Annotated in this window: 19 protein-coding genes and 1 other annotated feature; of the genes, 2 read left to right on the forward strand and 17 right to left on the reverse strand. The window is 44.9% G+C overall.

The genetic code is table 11. The features are described 5' to 3' along the window. Positions 1–124: 124 nt before the first annotated feature. From fusA to ABUA31_RS11390, 11 genes are all read right to left on the reverse strand, one after another. The gene (fusA, locus tag ABUA31_RS11340; protein WP_071849530.1) at positions 125–2,242 is read right to left on the reverse strand and encodes an elongation factor G; all 2,118 of its coding nucleotides are present in this window, start codon (positions 2,240–2,242) and stop codon (positions 125–127) included. A gap of 92 nt (positions 2,243–2,334) precedes the next feature. Beyond that, positions 2,335–2,805 carry a 30S ribosomal protein S7 gene (gene rpsG, locus ABUA31_RS11345; protein ID WP_004850607.1) on the reverse strand — a complete coding sequence of 157 codons (471 nt, stop codon included), beginning with the start codon at positions 2,803–2,805 and terminating at the stop codon, positions 2,335–2,337. 166 nt (positions 2,806–2,971) lie between these two features. Further along, the gene (gene rpsL / locus ABUA31_RS11350; RefSeq protein WP_004850608.1) at positions 2,972–3,391 is read right to left on the reverse strand and encodes a 30S ribosomal protein S12; all 420 of its coding nucleotides are present in this window, start codon (positions 3,389–3,391) and stop codon (positions 2,972–2,974) included. Positions 3,392–3,484: 93 nt separating this feature from the next. Next, positions 3,485–4,027, reverse strand: a complete 543-nt coding sequence (locus ABUA31_RS11355; RefSeq protein ID WP_015534191.1) for a hypothetical protein — start codon at positions 4,025–4,027, stop codon at positions 3,485–3,487. 179 nt (positions 4,028–4,206) lie between these two features. Then, positions 4,207–7,929, reverse strand: a complete 3,723-nt coding sequence (gene rpoC / locus ABUA31_RS11360; RefSeq protein ID WP_015534192.1) for a DNA-directed RNA polymerase subunit beta' — start codon at positions 7,927–7,929, stop codon at positions 4,207–4,209. A 17-nt stretch (positions 7,930–7,946) separates the two neighbouring features. Beyond that, entirely contained in the window at positions 7,947–11,849 is a 3,903-nt protein-coding gene (rpoB, locus tag ABUA31_RS11365) for a DNA-directed RNA polymerase subunit beta (protein WP_022216760.1), read from the reverse strand. A 287-nt stretch (positions 11,850–12,136) separates the two neighbouring features. Next, positions 12,137–12,505 carry a 50S ribosomal protein L7/L12 gene (rplL, locus tag ABUA31_RS11370; protein WP_015534196.1) on the reverse strand — a complete coding sequence of 123 codons (369 nt, stop codon included), beginning with the start codon at positions 12,503–12,505 and terminating at the stop codon, positions 12,137–12,139. A 166-nt stretch (positions 12,506–12,671) separates the two neighbouring features. Next, the gene (gene rplJ / locus ABUA31_RS11375; protein ID WP_015534197.1) at positions 12,672–13,160 is read right to left on the reverse strand and encodes a 50S ribosomal protein L10; all 489 of its coding nucleotides are present in this window, start codon (positions 13,158–13,160) and stop codon (positions 12,672–12,674) included. A 36-nt stretch (positions 13,161–13,196) separates the two neighbouring features. Further along, positions 13,197–13,334 (reverse strand) — a sequence feature (ribosomal protein L10 leader region). Positions 13,335–13,412: 78 nt separating this feature from the next. Further along, the gene (locus ABUA31_RS11380; protein WP_055224424.1) at positions 13,413–13,952 is read right to left on the reverse strand and encodes an N-acetylmuramoyl-L-alanine amidase family protein; all 540 of its coding nucleotides are present in this window, start codon (positions 13,950–13,952) and stop codon (positions 13,413–13,415) included. Between the two features lie 82 nt (positions 13,953–14,034). Continuing rightward, the gene (locus ABUA31_RS11385; protein ID WP_022216759.1) at positions 14,035–15,000 is read right to left on the reverse strand and encodes a glycoside hydrolase family 25 protein; all 966 of its coding nucleotides are present in this window, start codon (positions 14,998–15,000) and stop codon (positions 14,035–14,037) included. A gap of 45 nt (positions 15,001–15,045) precedes the next feature. Continuing rightward, positions 15,046–16,794: an alpha/beta hydrolase fold domain-containing protein gene (locus ABUA31_RS11390; RefSeq protein ID WP_349818713.1), complete on the reverse strand. Its 1,749-nt coding sequence runs from the start codon at positions 16,792–16,794 to the stop codon at positions 15,046–15,048. Between the two features lie 163 nt (positions 16,795–16,957). Here ABUA31_RS11390 and panD point away from each other — a divergent pair, with 163 nt between their 5' ends. After that, positions 16,958–17,344: an aspartate 1-decarboxylase gene (gene panD, locus ABUA31_RS11395; protein WP_015534201.1), complete on the forward strand. Its 387-nt coding sequence runs from the start codon at positions 16,958–16,960 to the stop codon at positions 17,342–17,344. A gap of 78 nt (positions 17,345–17,422) precedes the next feature. On the opposite strand, the gene ABUA31_RS11400 is transcribed toward panD, so the two are convergent. The 6 genes from ABUA31_RS11400 to ABUA31_RS11425 form a co-directional block, all read right to left on the reverse strand. After that, positions 17,423–18,169: an HAD family hydrolase gene (locus ABUA31_RS11400; RefSeq protein WP_022216757.1), complete on the reverse strand. Its 747-nt coding sequence runs from the start codon at positions 18,167–18,169 to the stop codon at positions 17,423–17,425. 28 nt (positions 18,170–18,197) lie between these two features. Then, positions 18,198–18,734, reverse strand: coding sequence for a TIGR01440 family protein (locus tag ABUA31_RS11405; protein WP_161172242.1), 537 nt, complete (start codon positions 18,732–18,734; stop codon positions 18,198–18,200). A gap of 289 nt (positions 18,735–19,023) precedes the next feature. Then, positions 19,024–19,554, reverse strand: a complete 531-nt coding sequence (locus ABUA31_RS11410) for a GNAT family N-acetyltransferase (RefSeq protein WP_015534203.1) — start codon at positions 19,552–19,554, stop codon at positions 19,024–19,026. Positions 19,555–19,580: 26 nt separating this feature from the next. Then, positions 19,581–20,516 (reverse strand): DUF4097 family beta strand repeat-containing protein, encoded by a 936-nt coding sequence (locus tag ABUA31_RS11415; protein ID WP_208896101.1) that lies wholly within the window; start codon positions 20,514–20,516, stop codon positions 19,581–19,583. Between the two features lie 132 nt (positions 20,517–20,648). After that, positions 20,649–20,786 (reverse strand): hypothetical protein, encoded by a 138-nt coding sequence (locus tag ABUA31_RS11420; protein ID WP_158565899.1) that lies wholly within the window; start codon positions 20,784–20,786, stop codon positions 20,649–20,651. 190 nt (positions 20,787–20,976) lie between these two features. Next, entirely contained in the window at positions 20,977–21,453 is a 477-nt protein-coding gene (locus tag ABUA31_RS11425) for a methylglyoxal synthase (RefSeq protein ID WP_015534205.1), read from the reverse strand. 287 nt (positions 21,454–21,740) lie between these two features. Here ABUA31_RS11425 and ABUA31_RS11430 point away from each other — a divergent pair, with 287 nt between their 5' ends. Next, a complete protein-coding gene (locus ABUA31_RS11430) occupies positions 21,741–23,213 on the forward strand; it encodes a DUF1846 domain-containing protein (protein ID WP_015534206.1) in 1,473 nt (490 codons plus the stop codon). The last annotated feature ends 146 nt before the right edge of the window (positions 23,214–23,359 follow it).

The raw sequence follows: 23,359 nt of genomic DNA on the forward strand, positions 1-23,359 counted from the left end.
TTTCAACCATTTTTTATCTCTTTATACCAGCAGGCTAACGATATGTAATCTTTAACCTGCCAGCATATATAATTTTTTATTTATATGACCTGAAAGACCAGGAAAATGTCTTTCGTCAAATATCTTACTTAGAATGCTCTGCGATAACCTTCTCCTGAATGCTCTTTGGACACTGAGCGTACTTCTCAAAGAACATTGAGTAGTTACCACGACCCTGTGTTGATGAACGAAGCTCTGTTGAGTATCCGAACATCTCTGCAAGTGGAACGAATGCTCTGACGATCTTACCACCGCCGATATCATCCATACCCTCGATCTGGCCTCTCTTAGCATTTAAGCTTCCGATTACATCACCGAGGTACTCCTCAGGCATTGTAACCTCAACCTTCATGATAGGCTCAAGAAGAACTGGGTCAGCCTTAGCCATAGCCTCCTTGAATGCCATAGAACCAGCGATGTGGAATGCCATCTCTGATGAATCGACCTCATGGTATGATCCATCGTATACGTTAGCATAAACACCAAGTACTGGGTAGCCGCCAAGGATACCAGCCTTAGCTGCCTCTTCGATACCCTCTCCAACTGCTGGGATGTACTCCTTAGGAATAGCACCACCGACAACTGTTGACTCGAACTTGAATGTCTCCTCACCGTTAGGATCCATAGGCTCGAACTTAACCTTACAATGACCGTACTGTCCACGACCACCTGACTGCTTAGCATACTTGCTGTCGATATCAACTGGCTTTGTGAATGTCTCCTTGTAAGCAACCTGAGGTGCACCAACGTTTGCCTCAACCTTGAACTCACGGAGAAGACGATCAACGATAACCTCAAGGTGAAGCTCACCCATTCCGGCAATGATTGTCTGTCCTGTCTCTTTGTCTGTATGAGCCTTGAATGTAGGATCCTCCTCAGCAAGCTTTGCGAGCGCCTCACCCATCTTACCCTGATCATTCTTGGTCTTAGGCTCGATAGCAAGCTCGATAACTGGCTCTGGGAATTCCATTGACTCAAGGATAACTGGATGCTGCTCATCACAGATTGTGTCACCTGTAGTTGTAAGCTTGAAACCTACAGCAGCTGCGATATCTCCTGAGTAAACCTTATCAATCTCTTTACGAGCGTTGGCATGCATCTGTACGATACGTCCTACACGCTCCTTCTTATCCTTTGTTGCATTCAGTACATATGAACCTGAGTTCAGTGTACCTGAGTAAACTCTGAAGAATGCAAGCTTTCCAACGAATGGATCTGTCATGATCTTGAATGCAAGAGCTGAGAATGGCTCATCATCTGATGAATGACGAACAACCTCGTTACCGTCTGGATCAACACCTGTGATATCAGGGATATCTGTTGGTGCCGGCATGTACTCGATAACACCGTCAAGCATCTTCTGAACACCCTTGTTCTTGTAAGCTGAACCAAGGAATACAGGAACTGCCTCACATGCGATAGTTGCTCTACGAAGAACCTTCTTCATCTCATCGATTGATGGCTCCTCGCCCTCAAGGTACATCATCATTAAGTCGTCATCTAACTCGCAGATCTTCTCGACAAGGTTCTCATGCCACTTGTCTGCAAGCTCCTTAAGGTCATCAGGGATAGTTGTGATCTCGATGTCCTCGCCCTTATCATCTTTGTAGTAGTATGCTTCCATCTCGAACAGATCGATCAGACCGATGAAGTCTGACTCTTTTCCGATAGGGATCTGTACTGGAATTGCATTCTTGCCCAGACGATCAATGATTGTCTGAACTGAGTAGAAAAAGTCTGCACCCATTTTATCCATCTTGTTGATGAATGCCATACGAGGTACATTGTATGTGTCAGCCTGACGCCATACGTTCTCTGACTGAGGCTCTACACCAGCCTTAGCATCAAATACACCTACAGCTCCGTCAAGTACACGAAGTGAACGCTCAACCTCAACAGTGAAGTCAACGTGTCCCGGAGTATCGATGATGTTGATTCTGTGCTCTAACGCGCCAGCCTTTGGTTTGTGATGATCCTCAAGTGTCCAGTGACATGTTGTAGCAGCTGAAGTAATTGTTATACCTCTCTCCTGCTCCTGCTCCATCCAGTCCATGGTAGCTGTACCGTCATGAGTATCACCAATCTTATAGTTAACACCAGTATAGTATAAGATACGCTCTGTAAGAGTTGTCTTACCTGCATCGATATGAGCCATAATACCAATGTTTCTTGTTCTGTCCAATGGATATTCTCTTCCAGCCAACGGATTGTCCTCCTTTTGCTAATTTTCGTAACACATCTATTGTGTCCCATATACACATAAGCATGCATGCAAATGCATTCTCACACAGATAATTAGAATCTGTAGTGAGCGAATGCCTTGTTTGCCTCTGCCATCTTGTGCATGTCTTCTTTTCTCTTTACAGATGCACCTGTGTTGTTAGCTGCATCCATGATCTCCTTCGCAAGTCTCTCTTCCATAGTCTTCTCACTTCTTGCACGTGAGAAAGCTGTTAACCAACGAAGTCCGAGAGCCTGTCTTCTGTCAGGTCTTACATCGATAGGTACCTGATATGTTGCACCACCGATACGTCTAGCCTTAACCTCGAGGAGTGGCATGATGTTGTTCATAGCCTCTTCGAATACCTCTAATGCAGGCTTACCAGTCTCTTCTGCGATACGATCAAATGCACCGTAGACGATCTTCTGTGCTACACCCTTCTTACCATCTAACATAATGTTGTTGATAAGCTTTGTAACGACCTTATTGTTGTAAATTGGATCCGCTAATACGTCTCTCTTTGCGATATGTCCTTTACGTGGCACGGTTCTTCCCTCCTTAATTATTTATTAAATCTTCGGTACTCACATTCTCTCTATAATTATGGAATGTGTTCGTGCTGTTATCTGTCTTAATTGTTTCTATCTGAATTATTATCTATATAAAAACATGACCTTACCAGCACAAATTAGAATTGTGTTCTAGCATGTTTTATTTTGCATCCTTAGGACGCTTTGCACCATACTTTGAACGAGCCTGACGTCTCTTTGCTACACCTGCTGTATCAAGAGTACCTCTGATGATATGGTATCTTGTACCAGGTAAGTCCTTTACTCTTCCACCACGGATAAGTACAACGCTATGCTCCTGAAGGTTATGACCCTCACCTGGGATATAACTTGTTACTTCGATTCCGTTTGAAAGACGTACTCTGGCGATCTTTCTAAGAGCTGAGTTAGGCTTCTTAGGAGTAGCTGTCTTAACTGCTGTACAAACTCCTCTCTTCTGTGGTGAGCTTGTCTCTACTGGCTTCTTCTTGAGTGAGTTGAAACTTCTCTGAAGAGCTGGTGCAGTTGACTTCTTCTCTACTGTCTGTCTTCCTTTTCTAACTAACTGGTTAAATGTTGGCATGTTTTCACCTCCTGTATATAAATTAAAAATGATAAAGCATGTTTTTACGCATGCTTTATCATTATATAGTCGAGTATTTTCTCTGTCAAGCATTTATTTGACAAATATTTTCTTAACGAACTCAAAGACTCTCTCTGTTTCCATTGCCAGTCTGGCTTGATCAAATTCTGTATAACCTTCATTTACAAGAAACGCCTGTCCCATTATATATTTGTGCATTTCCTCATTTATCTGATCTGCAACAATCTCATCACAGTGAAGTGTCTCAACTAACATCTTCTCTGTCCTGGTATCCTTAAACAGTCCATGTCCCGAGTCATTGTCTGCAACGAGCTGTCTGAACAATACCCTCTCACTGTCTGCAAACTCACAGACAATAGTGGTCTGGCTGACATAATCCGCATTCTCTTTCTTACACAGACTTGTCTTCAGGGAACCGTAAACCTCATTTATACGCTCTGTTGTAATCTCTATAACAGCTCCCATATCAACAAAATTCTCATATATTGGTTGTGTCGAACAGGAAATCTCTTTTGCCAGTTTTCTTGCTGTTATTGCGGCAATTCCTTCTCTTCTGGCAAGGTTATACGCCGCTTCTAATATACCTTCTTTATTGATTTTCTTTACAGCAGCCATATTATTCCATTTCTTTCTTACTAAATATTTCCAAAAAGAAATCCGGCATATTCTATTTCTCACAGGTATATCTGAATACCTTTATGAGAAATTGACATATCCCGGATTCCCCTTATATCCTTCATGTCGAGCAGCTACGCAGCCACTACTTTTTTATATACATCCAAGCAAATGAGTGATTACTCTTCGTCAGCATCTCCGGCTGTATCGAGGGTCTCAAATACGATCTCCTCTGAATTTACATTCTCTAACTCTTCGTAATCATCTGTATCCTCATCTTCATCAAAGAAGTTAAGCTCTTCCATATCAGTGTCAAGCTTTACTGAACGATATCTCTTCATTCCTGTACCAGCAGGTATAAGCTTTCCGATGATAACGTTTTCCTTAAGTCCGATAAGTGGATCAACCTTACTCTTGATCGCAGCATCTGTAAGAACCTTTGTTGTCTCCTGGAATGATGCAGCCGACATAAATGAATCAGTTGCAAGTGATGCCTTTGTTATACCAAGCATTATCTGTGTTCCAGTTGCAGGCTCCTTGCCCTCTGCGATAAGCTTCTCATTTGTATCTTCAAACTCAAGCAGATCTGCCTGTGTTCCTGGAAGATAATCTGAATCTCCCGGCTCATCAATTATGATCTTCTTAAGCATCTGTCTTACGATGATCTCAATGTGCTTATCATTGATATCAACACCCTGAAGTCTGTAAACCTTCTGAACCTCACGGAGCATGTAATCCTGAACTGCACGAACACCCTTTATCTTAAGGATATCATGTGGATTAACTGATCCCTCTGTAAGCTCATCACCAGCCTCAAGTACCTGATCATCAAGAACTCTGATACGTGAACCATAAGGAATAAGATATGCCTTTGACTCACCTGTCTCATCGTTTGTTATGACAACCTCTCTCTTCTTCTTGTTGTCACGGAGCTGTACCTTTCCGCCAAACTCTGCAATGATTGCAAGTCCCTTTGGCTTTCTGGCCTCGAAAAGCTCCTCAACTCTTGGAAGACCCTGTGTGATATCGCCACCGGCAACACCACCTGTATGGAATGTTCTCATTGTAAGCTGTGTACCAGGCTCACCGATTGACTGTGCAGCGATAATTCCAACTGACTCACCAACCTGTACAGGCATTCCTGTTGCCATGTTCGCACCGTAGCACTTTGCACACACACCGAGGTGTGACTTACATGTGAGGACTGTTCTGATCTTAAGCTTTGCATCTGATCTTACAACTTCGTTTCCATCGTCATCCTTAACGGTGAATGGAACGCCGTTGGCATCGACACCCTTCTTAACAATGAGCTCAGCTCTCTTAGGAGTTACCATATGATTTATCTTGACAAGCATGTTGCCCTCTGCATCATATACAGACTCTGCAAGGTAACGTCCTGTGATTCTCTCCTGAAACTCCTCGATCATTTCCTTGCCCTCTCTGAAGGCCTCAATGACCATACCCGGAATTGAATCTCTTCCTATACTACAATCAGGCTCTCTGATTATAAGATCCTGTGATACATCTACAAGTCGTCTTGTCAGGTATCCTGAATCGGCTGTACGGAGAGCTGTATCTGACAGACCCTTACGAGCACCATGCGCCGAAATGAAATACTCCAGAACGTCAAGTCCCTCTCGGAAGTTAGACTTGATTGGGAGCTCAATGGTCTTACCTGTTGTATCTGCCATCAGTCCTCGCATACCTGCAAGCTGCTTGATCTGCTGATTAGAACCACGGGCTCCAGAATCAGCCATCATGAATATATTGTTATATTTATCAAGACCTGCGAACAGGAGATCCTGCAGATGCTTATCTGCCTTCTCCCAGATCTTAACTACTGCCTGATATCTCTCCTCGTCTGATACAAGACCACGTCTGAACTTCTTGGTGATCTGGTCAACGAGCTTCTGTGCATCCTCAAGGATATCCTTCTTCTCATCAGGCACCTTCATATCTGAAATAGATACTGATATAGCACTTCTTGTTGAATACTTATATCCTATTGCCTTGACATCATCAAGAACCTCTGCAGTCTTTGTTGCACCGTGTGTATTGATACACTTGTCAAGGATTGGCTTGAGCTGCTTCTTTCCTACATGGAAATCTATCTCAAGCTTCAGAGCGTTCTCACGAACAGTTCTGTCTACATATCCGAGATCCTGTGGAATGATCTCATTGAAGAGGAGCTTTCCAAGTGTTGTATCGATAACACCTGTAACTTCCTCGCCCTCGAACTCACCGGTTCTTCTTACATGGATCTTGGTGTGAAGTGTAATTCCACCATTCTCATATGCAAGTATTGCCTCATTCTTGGACTTAAAATATCTTCCCTCTCCGATCTCGCCTTCCTTTTCCATTGTCAGATAGTAGATACCAAGTACCATATCCTGTGAAGGAACGGCAACAGGCGCACCATCTGATGGCTTCAGCAGGTTGTTAGGCGAAAGCAGAAGGAATCTACACTCAGCCTGTGCCTCTACTGTAAGTGGAAGATGGACAGCCATCTGGTCTCCATCGAAATCGGCATTGAAGGCTGTACATACGAGTGGATGAAGCTTTATAGCCTTACCGCCTACAAGCACTGGCTCAAATGCCTGGATTCCAAGTCTGTGAAGTGTAGGGGCACGGTTAAGCATAACCGGATGCTCCTTGATGACATCCTCAAGAATGTCCCAAACCTGTGGCTCGAGCTTCTCTACCATCTTCTTTGCCTGCTTGATATTGTTTGCCTTACCTGTAGCTGTAAGCTCCTTCATAACAAATGGCTTGAACAGCTCGATAGCCATCTCCTTAGGGAGACCGCACTGGTAAATCTTAAGCTCTGGTCCAACTACGATAACTGAACGTCCTGAGTAGTCAACTCGCTTACCAAGAAGGTTCTGACGGAAACGTCCCTGCTTACCTTTCAGCATCTCTGAAAGTGACTTCAGTGCTCTGTTACCAGGGCCTGTTACCGCACGTCCACGTCTACCGTTATCTATAAGTGCATCAACTGCCTCCTGAAGCATTCTCTTCTCATTTCTCACGATGATCTCAGGAGCACCGAGATCAAGGAGTCTGCGGAGACGATTATTTCTGTTGATAATTCTTCTGTACAGATCGTTGAGGTCTGATGTTGCAAATCTTCCACCTTCAAGCTGTACCATAGGTCTGATATCTGGTGGGATAACAGGTATTACATTCATGATCATCCACTCAGGTCTGTTCTCTGATGTTCTGAATGCCTCCATTACCTCAAGTCTCTTGATGATCCTTGTACGCTTCTGGCCGCTGCATGTCTCAAGCTCTTTCTTAAGCTCTGCGCTCTCGGCATCAAGGTCTATTGCCTTGAGAAGCTTCTGTATAGCCTCTGCGCCCATCTCTGCAACGAATGAACCGTAACCATACTCCTTCTCTGCCTCTCTGAACTCCTGCTCGTTGAGGATCTGCTTGTAAGCAAGCGGAGTATCCTTTGGATCTGTTACTATATATGATGAGAAGTACAGTACCTTCTCAAGCACTCTTGGTGATATATCAAGGATCAGTCCCATACGGCTAGGGATTCCCTTGAAGTACCATATATGTGATACAGGAGCAGCGAGCTCAATATGTCCCATACGCTCTCTACGAACGTTGGACTTTGTTACCTCAACTCCACACTTATCACACACGATTCCCTTGAATCTGATCTTCTTGTACTTACCACAATTACACTCCCAGTCCTTCTGTGGTCCAAATATTCTCTCACAGAACAGACCGTCCTTCTCAGGCTTAAGTGTTCTATAGTTGATAGTCTCAGGGCGCTTTACCTCACCATGTGACCATTCTCTTATCTTTTCAGGAGATGCAAGTCCGATTTTTATTGCGTCAAAGTTCAATGACTTTTCCTGTTCTGCATTGTCTACATTGTATTCTGGCATCTTACAAAGCTCCTTTCTTATTCTTCCTCATTATTATCCATATAATCTGAATCGCCGAGGTCTTCCATATCACTTATATCGCCGTTCTCATCAACCTCTGAGAATCCGCTTGCCTGAAGCTCATCTGCGTCATCGCCTCTGAACACCTCAGGTGCATCGCTCTCATCCATATCATCGTCTCTGTCTGATGATCTGTCGCTGAGAAGTCTCTTGATACTTGTGTTGTAATCATAAGCTTCCATGGTCTCGCTGAGATCAACTTCAACCATCTTCTTGTTGCCTTCCTCGTCCTCTTCCTCTCTTACGACTCTTACATCAAGTCCAAGAGCCTGGAACTCCTTGAGAAGTACCTTGAATGACTCAGGCACACCAGGTGCTGGTATATTGTCGCCCTTGATAATAGCCTCATATGTCTTAACACGTCCTACAACATCATCAGACTTAACTGTCAGAATCTCCTGCAGTGTGTATGAAGCACCATAAGCCTCAAGAGCCCAAACCTCCATCTCTCCAAAACGCTGTCCACCAAACTGAGCTTTACCACCCAGTGGCTGCTGTGTTACCAGTGAGTATGGACCGGTTGAACGAGCATGGATCTTATCATCAACCAGATGGTGCAGCTTGAGGTAATGCATGTAACCGATAGTTACAGGGGCATCAAAGTTCTCACCTGTTCTACCATCACGGAGCTGAACCTTACCTGTTCTGTTGATAGGCACGCCCTTCCACTCTGCTCTGTGGTCTCTGTTCGTGTAGAGGTAATCCATAACCTCAGGCTTTACTGTATCCTTGTACTTAGCCTCGAAGTCTTCCCATGTACCATTTGCATAGTCATTGGCCATCTCCAGTGTATCCATGATGTCAAACTCTGTAGCACCATTGAATACAGGAGTGGATACCTTGAATCCAAGAACCTGTGAAGCAAGTCCGAGATGGATCTCGAGGACCTGTCCGATGTTCATTCGTGAAGGAACGCCCAGTGGGTTAAGCACGATATCAAGAGGACGTCCGTTTGGAAGGAATGGCATATCCTCAACAGGGAGCACTCGTGAAACTACACCCTTGTTACCATGACGACCAGCCATCTTATCTCCGACCTGGATCTTTCTCTTCTGTGCTATATATACTCTGACCTTCTTGTCTACGCCTGCCGGAAGATCGTCTCCATCAGCACGTGTAAATACCTTTGCATCTATAACAATACCGAATGCTCCGTGTGGAACCTTCAGTGATGTATCTCTTACCTCTCTTGCCTTCTCACCGAAGATGGCACGAAGAAGTCTCTCCTCTGCTGTCAGCTCAGTCTCTCCCTTTGGAGTAACCTTTCCAACGAGGATATCACCAGCACGAACCTCTGCGCCGATTCTGATGATACCATTCTCATCAAGATCCTTGAGGACATCATTTGACAGACCTGCAAGATCTCTTGTGATCTCCTCCTTACCAAGCTTGGTATCACGAGCCTCACACTCGTATTTCTCTATATGAATTGATGTGTATACATCATCCTGTACAAGTCTCTCGCTGAGAAGAACCGCATCCTCGTAGTTGTAACCTTCCCATGTCATGAAACCGATCAGTGGGTTCTTACCAAGTGCGATCTCTCCGCCAGATGTTGAAGGGCCATCTGCGATAACCTCTCCAGCCTTTACGTGGTCACCCTTGAACACGATAGGTCTCTGGTTCATACAGTTACCCTGGTTGCTTCGTGCAAACTTGATGATGTGATATACATCCTTTGTTCCATCCTCATCTGCTCTTACACAGACCTCTGTGCTGTTTGAATATTCTACAACACCGTCTCTCTTGGCAACGACGCAAACACCTGAATCTACAGCAGCCTTTGCCTCCATACCTGTTCCAACCACTGCTGACTCTGTCATCATAAGAGGAACCGCCTGACGCTGCATGTTTGATCCCATGAGGGCACGGTTAGCATCATCGTTCTGAAGGAATGGGATCATCGATGTAGCAACTGAGAATACCATCTTAGGTGATACATCCATGAGATCAACCTTTGACTTAGGGAACTCGGTTGTATCAGCTCTGAATCTTCCTGATACATTGTTCTTGACAAAGTGTCCATTCTCATCTATAGGCTCATTAGCCTGTACTACTCTGTATCTGTCCTCCTCGTCTGCTGTAAGGTAAACAACCTCATCTGTAACAACAGGGTTAGAAGGATCTGTCTTATCAAGCTTTCTATATGGAGCCTCAACGAAACCATACTCGTTGATACGCGCATATGTAGCCAGCGAGTTGATAAGTCCGATGTTAGGACCCTCAGGGGTCTCGATAGGACACATTCTACCGTAGTGTGTATAGTGTACATCTCGGACCTCGAATCCGGCTCTGTCTCGTGAAAGTCCACCAGGACCAAGGGCTGAAAGTCTTCTCTTATGAGTCAGTTCTGACAGAGGGTTATTCTGATCCATAAACTGTGACAACTGTGAACTTCCGAAGAACTCCTTAACAGCAGCCGTTACAGGCTTGATATTGATAAGGGACTGAGGTGTGATAGACTCAGCATCCTGTGTTGTCATTCTCTCTCTTACAACTCTCTCAAGTCTTGAAAGACCGATTCTATACTGGTTCTGAAGAAGTTCTCCAACCGCTCTGATACGTCTGTTGCCCAGATGGTCGATGTCATCGTCATTACCAATGCCATACTCGAGGTGAATGTTGTAATTTATGGAAGCAAATATGTCTTCCTTTGTAATATGCTTTGGTACGAGGTCTGACATGTCTCTCTCTATGGCAGCCTTGAGCTTCTCTGTATCATCGCCATACTCCTCGAGGAGTCCCTCGAGAACCGGATAATATACTCTCTCCACAATGCCAAGCTCAGCAGGATCAAAATCCACATAATTGGCAATGTTGACCATCATATTAGAAAGAACCTTAACGTTTCTCTCCTCTGTCTGGATCATAACATAAGGAACTGCTGCATCCTGAATTGTGTCTGCAAGCTCCTCTGATACTGTTGTTCCAGCTTCAGCGATAACCTCTCCTGTGCTAGGATCGATAGCATCCTCAGCAAGGACATGTCCTGCTATACGAGCCTTGAGAGCAAGCTTCTTGTTGAACTTGTAACGTCCAACCTTTGCAAGATCGTATCTTCTCGCATCAAAGAACATAGCATTAATAAGGCTCTCTGCATTCTCAACTACTGAAGGCTCGTCTGGTCTGATCTTCTTGTAAAGCTCTACCACGCCCTCTGCATATGACTTTGCAGGATCCTTGTTAAGACTCTCCATGATCTTTGGCTCCTCGCCAAATAAATCTATGATCTCCTGATCTGTTCCAAGACCAAGTGCACGGATAAGAACAGTCACAGGTACCTTTCTGGTTCTATCCACACGAACATAGAATACATCGTTGGAATCTGTCTCATACTCCAGCCATGCACCTCTGTTAGGAATTACTGTACATGCATACAGCTTCTTACCAACCTTATCATGTGTTATATCATAGTAAATACCAGGTGAACGCACTAACTGGCTTACTATAACTCGCTCTGCACCATTGATAACGAATGTTCCTGTCTCTGTCATAAGAGGAAGATCACCCATGAATATCTCATGATCTGACATCTCCTTAGCATCTCCGACTCTGAGTCTGACCTTGACTCTGAGAGGCGCCGCATATGTTGCATCTCTCTCCTTGCATTCCTCGATACTGTACTTCAAGTCATCTTTACAGAACTGAAAATCTACGAACTCAAGACTATACTGTCCAGAGTAATCAGTGATAGGAGAAATATCCCTGAATGCTTCCTTCAGACCGTCAGTTAAGAACCAGTTGTATGAATTCTTCTGAACCTCTATGAAGTTAGGCATCTCCAGGACGTCCTTCTGCTTAGCGTAGCTCATTCTGTAGCCTTTTCCAGACTTGACAGGACTAATTCTGTTCTTTTCCATCGACACATTCACCCCTTGGAATTTATTTTTATGCTTTTTAAGACAAACCTTAGTTTAAATAAGTGTTTTAAAGCCATTTATCACCCTATTATGATGTGTATGCACACGAAGCCATAATAGTGACAGTTTACTATCCTAACAGCAAATGCAATATTTGTCAACTATATTTTGGAATTTTTTTAGATTTTTTTATTAATTGAGAAAAGATGTATAGAAAAACCGGCCCGGCGGGATGAGATCCACCTCCGCCAGGCCGAATAAAGTCTGATAATAAAATAAGGATCAAATTACTTTAATGTAACCTTAGCGCCCTCAGCCTCGAGCTTTGTCTTAGCTTCCTCAGCCTCTTCCTTAGTAGCGTCCTCCTTGATTACCTTTGGAGCACCATCTACAGCGTCCTTAGCTTCCTTAAGACCTAAGCCTGTAAGCTCACGAACAACCTTGATAACCTTAACCTTGTTAGGACCAACCTCTGTAAGCTCTACGTTGAATGAATCCTTCTCCTCGGCTGCTGCTGCACCGTCTGCACCTGCTGCTGCAACTACAACACCTGCTGCTGCTGATACGCCGAACTCCTCTTCACAAGCCTTAACTAAGTCGTTTAACTCTAATACTGATAAACCTTTGATTACTTCAATAATTTCCTGAGTTGTCATTATGTTTTTCCTCCATATAATATAATTTGTTATTTTGTAATGTATCCACACATCATTCTCGTATCATGCGGATACCATTTGTCCATGATATAGACAGTTGAATATCTGACAGCATATGATCCCGGCAGTGCCGATATATACATCAGATGTTCTATCAGGCTTAATATTAAGCCTCCTTCTGCTCTGCGATCTGCTTGATAACACGAGCGAAGTTTGCGATAGGTGACTGGATACTTCCAAGGAACTTGGAAATAAGCGCGTCTCTTGAAGGGATCTTTGCAATAACCTGGATTCCTTCTGCATCGTAGAATGTACCTTCTACAACGCCGCCCTTAAGCTCAAGAGCTGGGGCATTCTTTGCGAAGTCTGCAAGAACTCTTGCAGCCGCTGTAGCGTCATCCTTGCAGATTGCAAGACCAGTTGGTCCCTCTAAACAACCCTTAAGGCCTTCGAACTCTGTTCCCTCGATAGCGAAGTTAACCATTGTGTTCTTGTATACCTTGTATACAACACCAGCTTCTCTTAAATTCTTACGGAGCTGTGTATCCTGCTCAACTGTAAGACCACGATAGTCTACAACTACTGCAGTAGCAGCGCCTTCAAGATTTGCCTTGATCTCTTCTACTATTGGCTTCTTTAACTCTACCTTTGCCATAATGCGCCTCCTTATTTTACTAATGACTGCACATTCCAAGATATAAAAAAACTCTCAAAGCCCTAAGACCTGAGAGTAGATTGTTAATTCAATAACGATATCTTTCCTCGGTAGGTGATATAACATCTTACGCCCTAGGGCACCTACTGTCTTCGGCAGTTCATCGTTGCTTAATGTAACACACTGCAAATGCAATGTCAACAATTTTTTTATTTTTTACCCGGCCTGACTCAAATCCGTTTATTGCCAGGCTCACGCTCGCGCGCCGATCGTCTCATCCACAGCATTTGCTATTGCGTCTGCTATGGCTTCAAAATTGTAATCATACAGGTAATTGTCGTAATCGTTGTTGATAAAGCCTGTTTCTATGAGCACTGCGGGCATTTCAGTCCGGCGCAGCACGGCCAGCCCCGGCCTCTCCTCAACATTTATATTTCGAAAGCCCAGCTTTTCAAGCTCGCTGTTGATCTCCTGTGCAAGATTGTATTTCACTCCGCTTTTATCGTAGACAAGGGTCTGCACTCCGCTGTACTTGTTGGCCTCCGGTGCAGAGTTGCGGTGAAGCGATATAAAATAATCTGCTCCGCTCTCATTTCCCTTCTGTGCTTTGCGGACCGGAGAATCGTATACATCCTCCGTTCTGGTGTATACCACATCATATCCCCTGCGGGTGAGTTCATCCCCAAGTGCCAGCGCCAAGTTCAGGTTATCGTTTTTCTCAAGCCTGCCCTCATACGATGCACCGTTGTCATATCCGCCGTGCCCAGCATCTATCATAATTTTTGTTGCCATATAAAACATCCAGCCCCGGTTGTTTATTCCATTTATAATATGTAACAACCGGGGCTGTGATAACACGTTTATTCAAGGTTTATTATTTGAACCAGAGATCCAGATCCACGTCTCCGGATATACCGTCAACGGTTCCGGACTCGGTGTACTGCCATCCTGTATATTTGTATGGGAAATTAGGAACATTTGCATAGTGTGCAAGCCACAGCTCGTAATCCCCGAGTCTGTCCATGTCAAGGCACTGTGCGAACATATTCCTGCTGGCATATATCATCGGCGTGTAGCCTGCCGCCTTTATCGTCTCACAGAAGCCGACTATGCCATCCGTTCTCTCATCATTCGATGCGTTGTCGCCTCTCGCCTCACTGTCGCCGATAAGCTCCGAGTCGATAACTATAGGATACTTGACGTTCATCTTGCCTATCTGTTTGAGGACAAAATTCGCTTCCTCTACACCCTCGTCATATGTTATCGCCTGGGTGAAGAAGTAAAGCCCTGTCGGTATTTTGTATTTGATGACGGCCGCCTTGCTGTCCTCAAAGCTTGAATCCAGCATCAGTCCGCCCTGCGTGTAGCCTCTGTAACCCACTCTGAGCATAACAAAATCTATGTCTTTGTTCTTCGCCAGAGTCTCCCAGTCTATGTCTGACTGGAATGTTGACAGATCCACACCCACCAGTGTGTCCTTTATATTGTCATCGCTGTAATGCATATATCCATCGTCGCCCGTGTAGAACTTCTCAACATCGAGATTGTTTCTCTCCACCTTGTCGCTGATCTTGTACAGCAGCGCATCAGGGCCGAGTTCTCCGACATTGATGTACGCTGTCGGTATATAGTTCCAGTAATTGTCATATATAAGACTGGTTATCTCCGTATCCTCGAGCGTATATCCCGATTCATAGGAAAGCCCCGGAGATGCCTTGGAGTTGGTAAATCCTCCCGCTCTTCCTATAAATATTCCTATAACAATTCCAGCAATAAGACATACCGATCCAACCAGTATGCACCAGTTTCTGGTAAATTTCTTTATCTGTTGTGTGTCCATATCTCTACCTGTCTCTTCCTTCTTAGCTTAGTCCGCATACACTGATTACATATTATCAAGGAAATGTTCCGTGCCAAGCCGCAAATGTATGACCTTGTCATACTTCTTCTTTATGGCATGTCTGAACCTTCTCGCCTCACTGTGTGAGAACATTCTCTCAAGATCCGCTTCTCTGAGTATCGGTTCATCACAGAGTATCTTGTACTTGATGTTCCAGTCATACATAAGACTTGTGCAATTATCTATGCTCACCCGCAGCATCGTTCCTTTGTTTTTACCCACGAACACGCTTCTGTTCCATCTGTGTTTTGCAACCGAATTCTTGGCATCAAATACAACCTCAGCCCCCGGATACTTCTTCCATATCGCATCCAGGAACAACTTCAGCTTGTCCTTGTCAAAATATCTCATCATATCGTATACAACAAACAGGATCGCCACATCCTGAGGCTTCTGCACTTCATCAAGCCATTCGTAATCAAATATTGAACTTCCTATGTTGACCTCTCTGTCCCGGATCTCCATGTATTTTCTTCTTATATCTATGCGCTCCGGGAGATCAACATTGTACCACTTTATACGGCCGTTATCCACACGGGAAAACATGGTATCCAGTTCGCATCCGACATTGACGATAATTCCGTCCGCATATCTGTTTATGAAGTTTCGAACCCTCTCGTCCACAGCGACCAGCCTCTCCATCATGACTGTCCTGTCGTAAAATGTGTATCTGGCATTCCTCTTCTTATGCTCGATGCCTAATTTGTCCGTGAGCTTTATGGCCTCGTTGTCCTCATATAACTTTGGATAACGCTCCGCCATCATCGCCCTGCACCAGATGTCATTCTCTATGTCAGCAGGTACAAAATCCGAATCTCCCTTGATGCAGCCGGCGATCTTCTTCATGATGGTCTTGCACTCCGGTATGAGGGGATGCTCGAGATAATCGTGTGTCACCGCATAATACTGATAGTAATGCACCTTCATATTCGTCCTGCTCGCGTTATCATACAGCCTTCTGGCATAGCAGTTAAGCATGTCGTCATTTGTCGTGAATATATCCATCTCATCGCATATATCCGTTATGTCGTAATACACGGGACTTGTCATATCCGTCCTGCCTGCCGCATCCTTCACCCAGTAAGCAGAGAGAAAATGCTTTATCCCCGGCGTGTAGTAATATCTGTACATAAAACGGCTCTTGTCACTCATCTTCTGTTCAAGCTCCGTGTCCTCAAATTCCGTGTCAAGAACCGGGGAGCACAATATGAGCTTGTCCGGTCTTCTCCTGCCCTTCTTCCACAACTGTATGGCAAGCGATAACGCCAGACAGCCTCCGGATGAATGTCCGAGAAGCACCAGACGCTGGACATCCTCCGAGTCACACAGCTTGTCATACGCACCCGTAAGCATATCCAGTGCCTCTGTCACCGAATGCTCCGGCGCAAGCGGGTATATCGGAACCACCGCCCCATAGCCGGTTCTCTCCACCGTGTCGAACACAAACTTCCATTCATTGTGTGTTATCCTCGACACAAATCCTCCGCCGTGTATATACATGAAGAACTCCGTCGCCCTGCCGTCTTTAGGCATCACATAAAAGCACAGTCCGTCCTTCTCAAACACCGATCTGACCTTAAACTTATCTTCATTATAAGAAGGCGGATTATAATCCTCTTTTTTGTGAAGCTTAACCGCTGTTTTATATATGTCAGAGGCTTTCATATGCCTGTCATCAAGCATGACGTGCCCCATCTTTTCTATTGCAATAGTTAAGTAATTCTGACTCTCCATTGTCCACCTTTCCAAATGTCCGGTCTACAACTCTCTTTCAGTTATTTTTGCACATGTCAATAATATAATCAAGAAATGATTTTATTTACTGTTGCAATATTGTCAATTTATGATATTATAATTGCGGTAAACAGGATGCATACAGCATAGAAAGGCAAATCTTATGAATATTACGATGTTAAAGAGTAAGATACACCGCGCAGTTGTAACTCAGGCTGAGCTCAATTACGTAGGCAGTATAACTGTAGATTCTGAGCTTTTAAAGGCCGCCGGAATCCTTGAGTATGAATTAGTACAGATTGTTGACATAGAAAATGGTAATCGTTTCGAGACATACACCATAGCAGGAGAGCCGGGATCAGGAGTTATGTGCCTCAACGGTGCTGCTGCCCGTCAGGTCCAGGTCGGAGATCACATCATTCTCATGTGCTACGCATCAATGACACCTGAGGAGGCAAAGGAGCACACGCCTAAGGTCGTATTTGTAAATGATGACAACTCCATCTCACGTATTACCGATTACGAGAAGCACGGAGAGCTTTTCAGCTAGATCATATATAGAATAAAAAGAACTATTCGTTTTAACTAAAGACGAATAGTTCTTTTTTATATTCGGATATGACCGGTCTTATCTGTCGGCATCCTCAAGGATAAGTCTGCACATCTCCGGCACATTTACCTCATCCATAATTATGTCTGCTTTTATGTCTCTGTCGGCATCATCCACCGGGGATATATTGGAGTGTACATAACAGGTGTGGAGTCCGACCTGCTTCGCCGCCAGCACATCACATACCGCGTCATTTCCCACCATTATGGATCTGTTCGGATTGATATGATTTCTGTCCAGGAGCTGCTGATAGAACGCTGCATCCGGCTTCATTGCACCGAAATCCGAAGAGAGCGATATATCTGTAAAATATCCCTCTATGCCAAGTGACTGAACCTCAGGGAAGGTGAAAACTCTCTGTGCATTTGACAGAATGTATAATTTCTTTCCGGCCTGCTTGAGCTGTTCGAGCATATCCGTCACGCCGTCATACAGTCTTATATATCCTGTAGACGCCTTGCGGAACTCCTGAGCCGCAGCCACTGTCAGCTCTGCACAATCGGACGGTGTCTGATCTTTTTTCAACGTGAGCTGCTCAAATACCTCAAGTATCTGTATCTCAGGGAATTTGAACCTCTTCTTTGCCATGGCCTGTTCTGCGCGTCTGATCTGTCTCTTGTACCTTGATCTGAGTCCTGCCGGATTGTATTTCACTCCGTGCTGCGCATAGAACTCACACATATGTTTCCACACAGCGATGTCCTCCTCATCAGTGTGAATGTCTATCAATGTTCCATATAAGTCAAATATAATATTGTCGTACACGTCATACCTCCGGGTAATTCTTTATTTTTTAGCGATAGCAGGCTCTCGCACCGCCAATGTATTTTGCACGGGTTCTCGCCATAACCACATGTGCACTTCCGACCATGCTGTGCTCAGATCTGACCGGAACGGCCACCGGCGCAAGATGCATGCCTATGAGAGTATCTCCTATATCAATGCCTGCCTGTGCCTGTATAGCCTCGATAGCCACTGGCTCCTTCATATCTGCGTATGCCGCTGTGGCAAATGAACCGCCCGCCTTGAGCTGTGGCACAACATTGACTATCGGTATCCTGTTCGCCTTTGCATATTCCTTCTCAACTATTATTGCCCTGTTCAGATGTTCACAGCACTGCGCCGCCATGTAGACACCTGTGTCTTTGAGTTCATCGAGTATTGCTCCCGCTATACATTTGCCGATCTCCTCACTGGAGAATGAGCCTATCCTCATATTTGCAACTTCGCTGGATGAGCAGCCGACCACCAGTGCATCGCCGGGTTCAAGTCCCGCAACTGCAAGAAGATCCTTCACTGCGCCGCGGACCTCATCTTTGATCTCCTTCAAATGGTCAAAGGCTTCTGTTGAAACGCCCTGTCCCGCAGGTCTGAGTCCTTCCTCAATGCTCGTAGGTTCAGCTTTCTCCGGCTCAGAAATATCCTGAACCTCCTCATATTCATCCTTATCTATGGACACCGGCACACCGGTCTTGCCGAGCACAGTCACGCCGCCGTACCATGTGCTGTCCACCTTGAGCACATCGCCCACTTCATATTCCATTGAGTATTCATCTTTCTTTTTTATTATCTTCACCATCTTTGCCATGTCACAGATCTCCTTTCCTGTACATTTGCATTTACATGCGCTTTATTATCTTATATAGAAGAGAGCCATACATAACTCTCATAACCTCTTCGTATTCGTCCCGTGTCACGTACTCTCCGTAGGTCATCATCTCATATGTAACACCGGCTTCTCTGACCTGGTAATCCAGGCAGGACAGGCCATTGCGCTCGTAGAACGCCTTTCTCCGGCACCTCTGGTCGTAATTCGGCGCATTCTCATCAAGGGGCTCGATATTCAGAAACAGCTTCTGATCCGGATACTCTGTTCTCACCTTTTTTAATATTGCAGAGCCGTATCCACCATCTCTTGCCGATTCATCTATCGCAAGGAACATGAGCGTTTTCACCCTGTCATCACCTATCACATATGTCAGTCCGACAAATCTGCCCGAGTCCACAACCGCACGAAACCTCGCCTTTCCCTGTCTGCATCTTCTGGTGAGCATCCACATAGGAGGTCTTTCTTCCCTTGGGAACGCAGTCACGAACAGGTGCTTTACCTGTTTTCTATAATCATCAATATCAACAAATTTTAATTCCATATTATAACCTTCTAAGCTCAGTTGTTCTATCTGTCAACATATTTTATCTGGACATCGCCCGATGCGGTATCGACAATGCACTTGTTTTCATTTGCCATATGGGGCTCAGGTATGTCCATCTCTCCGCTCTTGCTGTTCACAAGGAAACGTTTCTCCGACAAGAATGATATATCCACGTTACCACTCTCCGTCGCAAACCAGAGCATATGTCCATCGCACGCATCTACATTTATATCTCCTGAAGATGTCATGAACTGTCCAACCTTTGCCGCCTTTATATTATACCCCTCAAGCAAACCCTTGCCCGCGGATATTATGACATTGTCGCCGTGAACGTTCATTATCGAAAAGTCGCCGCTGCTGCCATTCACCTTCACACTGTCCGCATCCACAGAAGCCATGGTGACCTCACCGGAATCTGTGACGACATTTACATTTTCTGCGGTTATATTGGACAGATACGCTCCGCCATTCACCTCAGTTACTTCAAATGTCCCACAGGATATCTGCACACTGGACACCAGAGTTCCCGTCTTCGAGGTCATGGATATATCTCCATACTCTCCCTCAGGTATACTCACCACGACATAAGGATCGTCTCCAAAGCCCATGTCTGAGCCAAATGTCCTGTTGTCGGCACAGGTCATGACCAGCGCATCATCCTGCACCGTCACGGAATGTATGACGTCGGGCGAATCGAAATATGTGACGTGACATTTGTCATCGTCGGATTCCACCAGTTTCACATCCATGTCGTCTGCCACCTGTATGTTAATGTCCCGGAACTTCTCAGTTATGGTCATCTCTTTTTCTGTGTAAGAGTTTTTCGCTTTTGCCTTTTTTTCTTCTTTCATCGTCATACGCGCCTGTCTTCCAAGCCCGGCGGATATGATCACCGCAGTCAGCATGACTCCGACCACCAGAACAACTATGGCCCGCATGATCCATTTTGCAACTTTCAAATGCATTTACCTCAATACAAATATGTTTTACATCCAACCCATTATATATACAAAACGGATGTATTGCAAATCCTGCAATACATCCGCGTGTTGTAACTCTATAATTCTATATATCCAGTGCCATGTGGTTCATTATTTCTTAACCACAGTATTTTTTGCAGCACTCCATGTTGAATAATATGTCACCTTGCCGGTATCCTGTGCCCAGGCGGTCACTTCCGGCATATTCACCGTGGTCAGCATCATAGCCGCCGACAGTGCAAATGCCATAAATCATTTCATCCTTCTCATAAGCCGCTCCTTTTATTCACATAATTTTTTTGACAACATTCTGGAAAAATTATACCGCCGATGGAACCAGGCCCCTCCACTATCTCTGCCTAAAATAGAAAAAATCCACAGGTCGGCTGACATTTGCCAGATATCCTGTGGATCCTTAGACTTCATTATCACTATACAATTATTTCCCCAGCGTGTTCGCCCTGTTGTCGATATTCTTCTGGAAGTTGATGACCTTATGGTCGTATGGCTCATCCATCAGCTTGGACTGGATCATGAAATCCGCTGTGGCTTTGTTGTTCGCCATCGGTATGTCGTACACCTGAGCGATACGGAGCAGAGCCTTCACATCCGGATCGTGTGGAGCTGCGGTCAGAGGATCCGAGAAGAAAACCACGAAATCTATCCTTCCCTCAACAATCTTCGCACCTATCTGCTGGTCTCCTCCAAGCGGACCGCTGTTATAGCCCTTCACCTGAAGATTTGTCCTGTCTGTTATCATGCGGGCTGTGGTTCCCGTTCCGCACAGCTCATGCCGGCTCAATATGTTCCTGTTGTCCTCGCACCATTTGATAAGTTCTTCCTTCTTCGCATCATGGGCGATAAGAGCTATTCTCTTCTGCTTTGGTATGGTCATTGTGATGTAATCTGCACTCATGTCTGTACCTCCTGTTCCTGCTATTTGCGAGCATTACTCCCATACCCTTACTCTACCCAATCCATCCATCATTTTCAATATAAAACACTATAATACAGAAAAAATTTACTACATTATTACATTTGCAATTTTGCCGAACTTTCCTCTGTTTTTTCTCCCATCTGTGTGGTATTCTCTTATAGGACGCTTTATAAATTTAAGTATTCTTACTTATTACATTATTTCATAAAGAGATACACAGACAAAACCATATGTCTGTTCAATTATAGTTTAAGGAGATTCACAAGATGAGAAAAATTGGCTTTGACAATGACAAATATCTGTCCATGCAGTCTGAGCATATCAGAGAGAGGATCGGACAGTTCGGAGACAAGCTGTATCTGGAATTTGGTGGAAAGTTATTCGACGACTATCACGCATCCAGAGTCCTTCCAGGATTCGCTCCGGACAGTAAGCTTCAGATGCTTCTCCAGCTTGCAGACCAGGCTGAGATGATCATATCTATAAATGCTGCCGACATAGAGCGCAACAAGATCAGACACGACCTCGGCATCACTTACGATCAGGATGTCATCAGACTTATAGGCGTATACAAAGAAAAGGGACTGTATGTGAGCAGTGTGGTAATCACCAGATACGCTGGACAGTCTTCTGCGGATGTTTTCCAGAAGAAGCTTGAAGCAATAGGGATCAAGGTTTACCACCACTATTCAATCGACGGATATCCAAACAACGTAGAAAAGATCGTCAGTGATGAGGGATACGGCAAGAACGAGTATGTTGAGACTACCAGACCTCTCGTCATCGTCACAGCACCTGGCCCTGGAAGCGGCAAGATGGCTACATGCCTCTCCCAGCTCTACCATGAGAATAAGCGCGGTGTGAAGGCTGGCTATGCAAAGTTTGAGACATTCCCTATCTGGAATATTCCTCTCAAGCACCCTGTAAACCTGGCATACGAGGCTGCAACCGCCGACCTCAACGATGTGAATATGATCGATCCGTTCCATCTGGAAGCATACGGTGAGACCACAGTCAACTACAACCGTGATATAGAGATCTACCCTGTCCTTGCGGCTATGTTCGAGGGAATCTACGGACACTGCCCATACAAGTCACCTACAGACATGGGTGTCAACATGGCAGGAAACTGCATCGTTGACGACGAGGCTTGTCAGGAGGCTTCAAAGCAGGAGATCATCAGAAGATATTATCAGTCCGTGAACAGATTTGTCAGAGACGAGGCTACAAAGGATGAGGTCTACAAGCAAGAACTCATCATGAAGCAGGCAAAGATCACCGTGGATGACCGCGCCGTTGTCCCTGTTGCTAACAAGCTTGCCGAGGAGACCGGTTCTGCTGCCGCTGCACTTGAGCTGCCAGACGGAACCATCGTCACAGGTTCTACCTCAGACCTTCTCGGACCTTCATCAGCAGTCCTCCTGAATGCCATCAAGATACTTGGCGGCATCGACAAGAAGACACACCTGATCTCAAGAACATTTATCGAACCTATACAGAAGCTCAAGACTCAGTACCTTGGCAGCAAGAATCCAAGACTCCACACAGACGAGGTTCTCATCGCCCTGTCCATGTGTGCAGTATCAGATCCAAATGCCAAGCTTGCTCTGCAGCAGCTTCCAAAGCTTGCCGGATGCCAGCTTCACACATCTGCCATACTGTCGGCGGTTGATATGAACACATTCAAGAAGCTTGGAATCGAGTTCACGAACGAAGCGGTGTATGAGGGTAGGATGTAAGCGCATAATATTTTCGCATTTTATGAAAAAGCGGCAGAAAGATACAAAATAATTTAAAATTGTATCTTTCTGCCGCTTTTTTGCTGTTTAGCGATAATTTTGTGATATTTTGAACATCCAGCTACTCTTCAGATAAAAACAGTGCG

Source organism: Coprococcus sp. RTP31081st1_H1_RTP31081_211007 (assembly GCF_040227275.1).
GTDB lineage: Bacteria > Bacillota > Clostridia > Lachnospirales > Lachnospiraceae > Coprococcus > Coprococcus aceti.

Coding starts and splice junctions, on each gene's coding strand:
- ABUA31_RS11385 (WP_022216759.1), bottom strand. CDS start 15,000: ATGGACACACAACAGATAAAGAAATTTACCAGAAACTGGTGCATACTG.
- ABUA31_RS11425 (WP_015534205.1), bottom strand. CDS start 21,453: ATGAGTGCAGATTACATCACAATGACCATACCAAAGCAGAAGAGAATA.
- rpoC (WP_015534192.1), bottom strand. CDS start 7,929: ATGCCAGAATACAATGTAGACAATGCAGAACAGGAAAAGTCATTGAAC.
- ABUA31_RS11430 (WP_015534206.1), top strand. CDS start 21,741: ATGAGAAAAATTGGCTTTGACAATGACAAATATCTGTCCATGCAGTCT.
- rplJ (WP_015534197.1), bottom strand. CDS start 13,160: ATGGCAAAGGTAGAGTTAAAGAAGCCAATAGTAGAAGAGATCAAGGCA.
- ABUA31_RS11420 (WP_158565899.1), bottom strand. CDS start 20,786: ATGGCATTTGCACTGTCGGCGGCTATGATGCTGACCACGGTGAATATG.
- ABUA31_RS11410 (WP_015534203.1), bottom strand. CDS start 19,554: ATGGAATTAAAATTTGTTGATATTGATGATTATAGAAAACAGGTAAAG.
- rplL (WP_015534196.1), bottom strand. CDS start 12,505: ATGACAACTCAGGAAATTATTGAAGTAATCAAAGGTTTATCAGTATTA.
- ABUA31_RS11355 (WP_015534191.1), bottom strand. CDS start 4,027: ATGGCTGCTGTAAAGAAAATCAATAAAGAAGGTATATTAGAAGCGGCG.
- rpoB (WP_022216760.1), bottom strand. CDS start 11,849: ATGGAAAAGAACAGAATTAGTCCTGTCAAGTCTGGAAAAGGCTACAGA.
- rpsL (WP_004850608.1), bottom strand. CDS start 3,391: ATGCCAACATTTAACCAGTTAGTTAGAAAAGGAAGACAGACAGTAGAG.
- ABUA31_RS11380 (WP_055224424.1), bottom strand. CDS start 13,952: ATGGCAACAAAAATTATGATAGATGCTGGGCACGGCGGATATGACAAC.
- panD (WP_015534201.1), top strand. CDS start 16,958: ATGAATATTACGATGTTAAAGAGTAAGATACACCGCGCAGTTGTAACT.
- ABUA31_RS11390 (WP_349818713.1), bottom strand. CDS start 16,794: ATGGAGAGTCAGAATTACTTAACTATTGCAATAGAAAAGATGGGGCAC.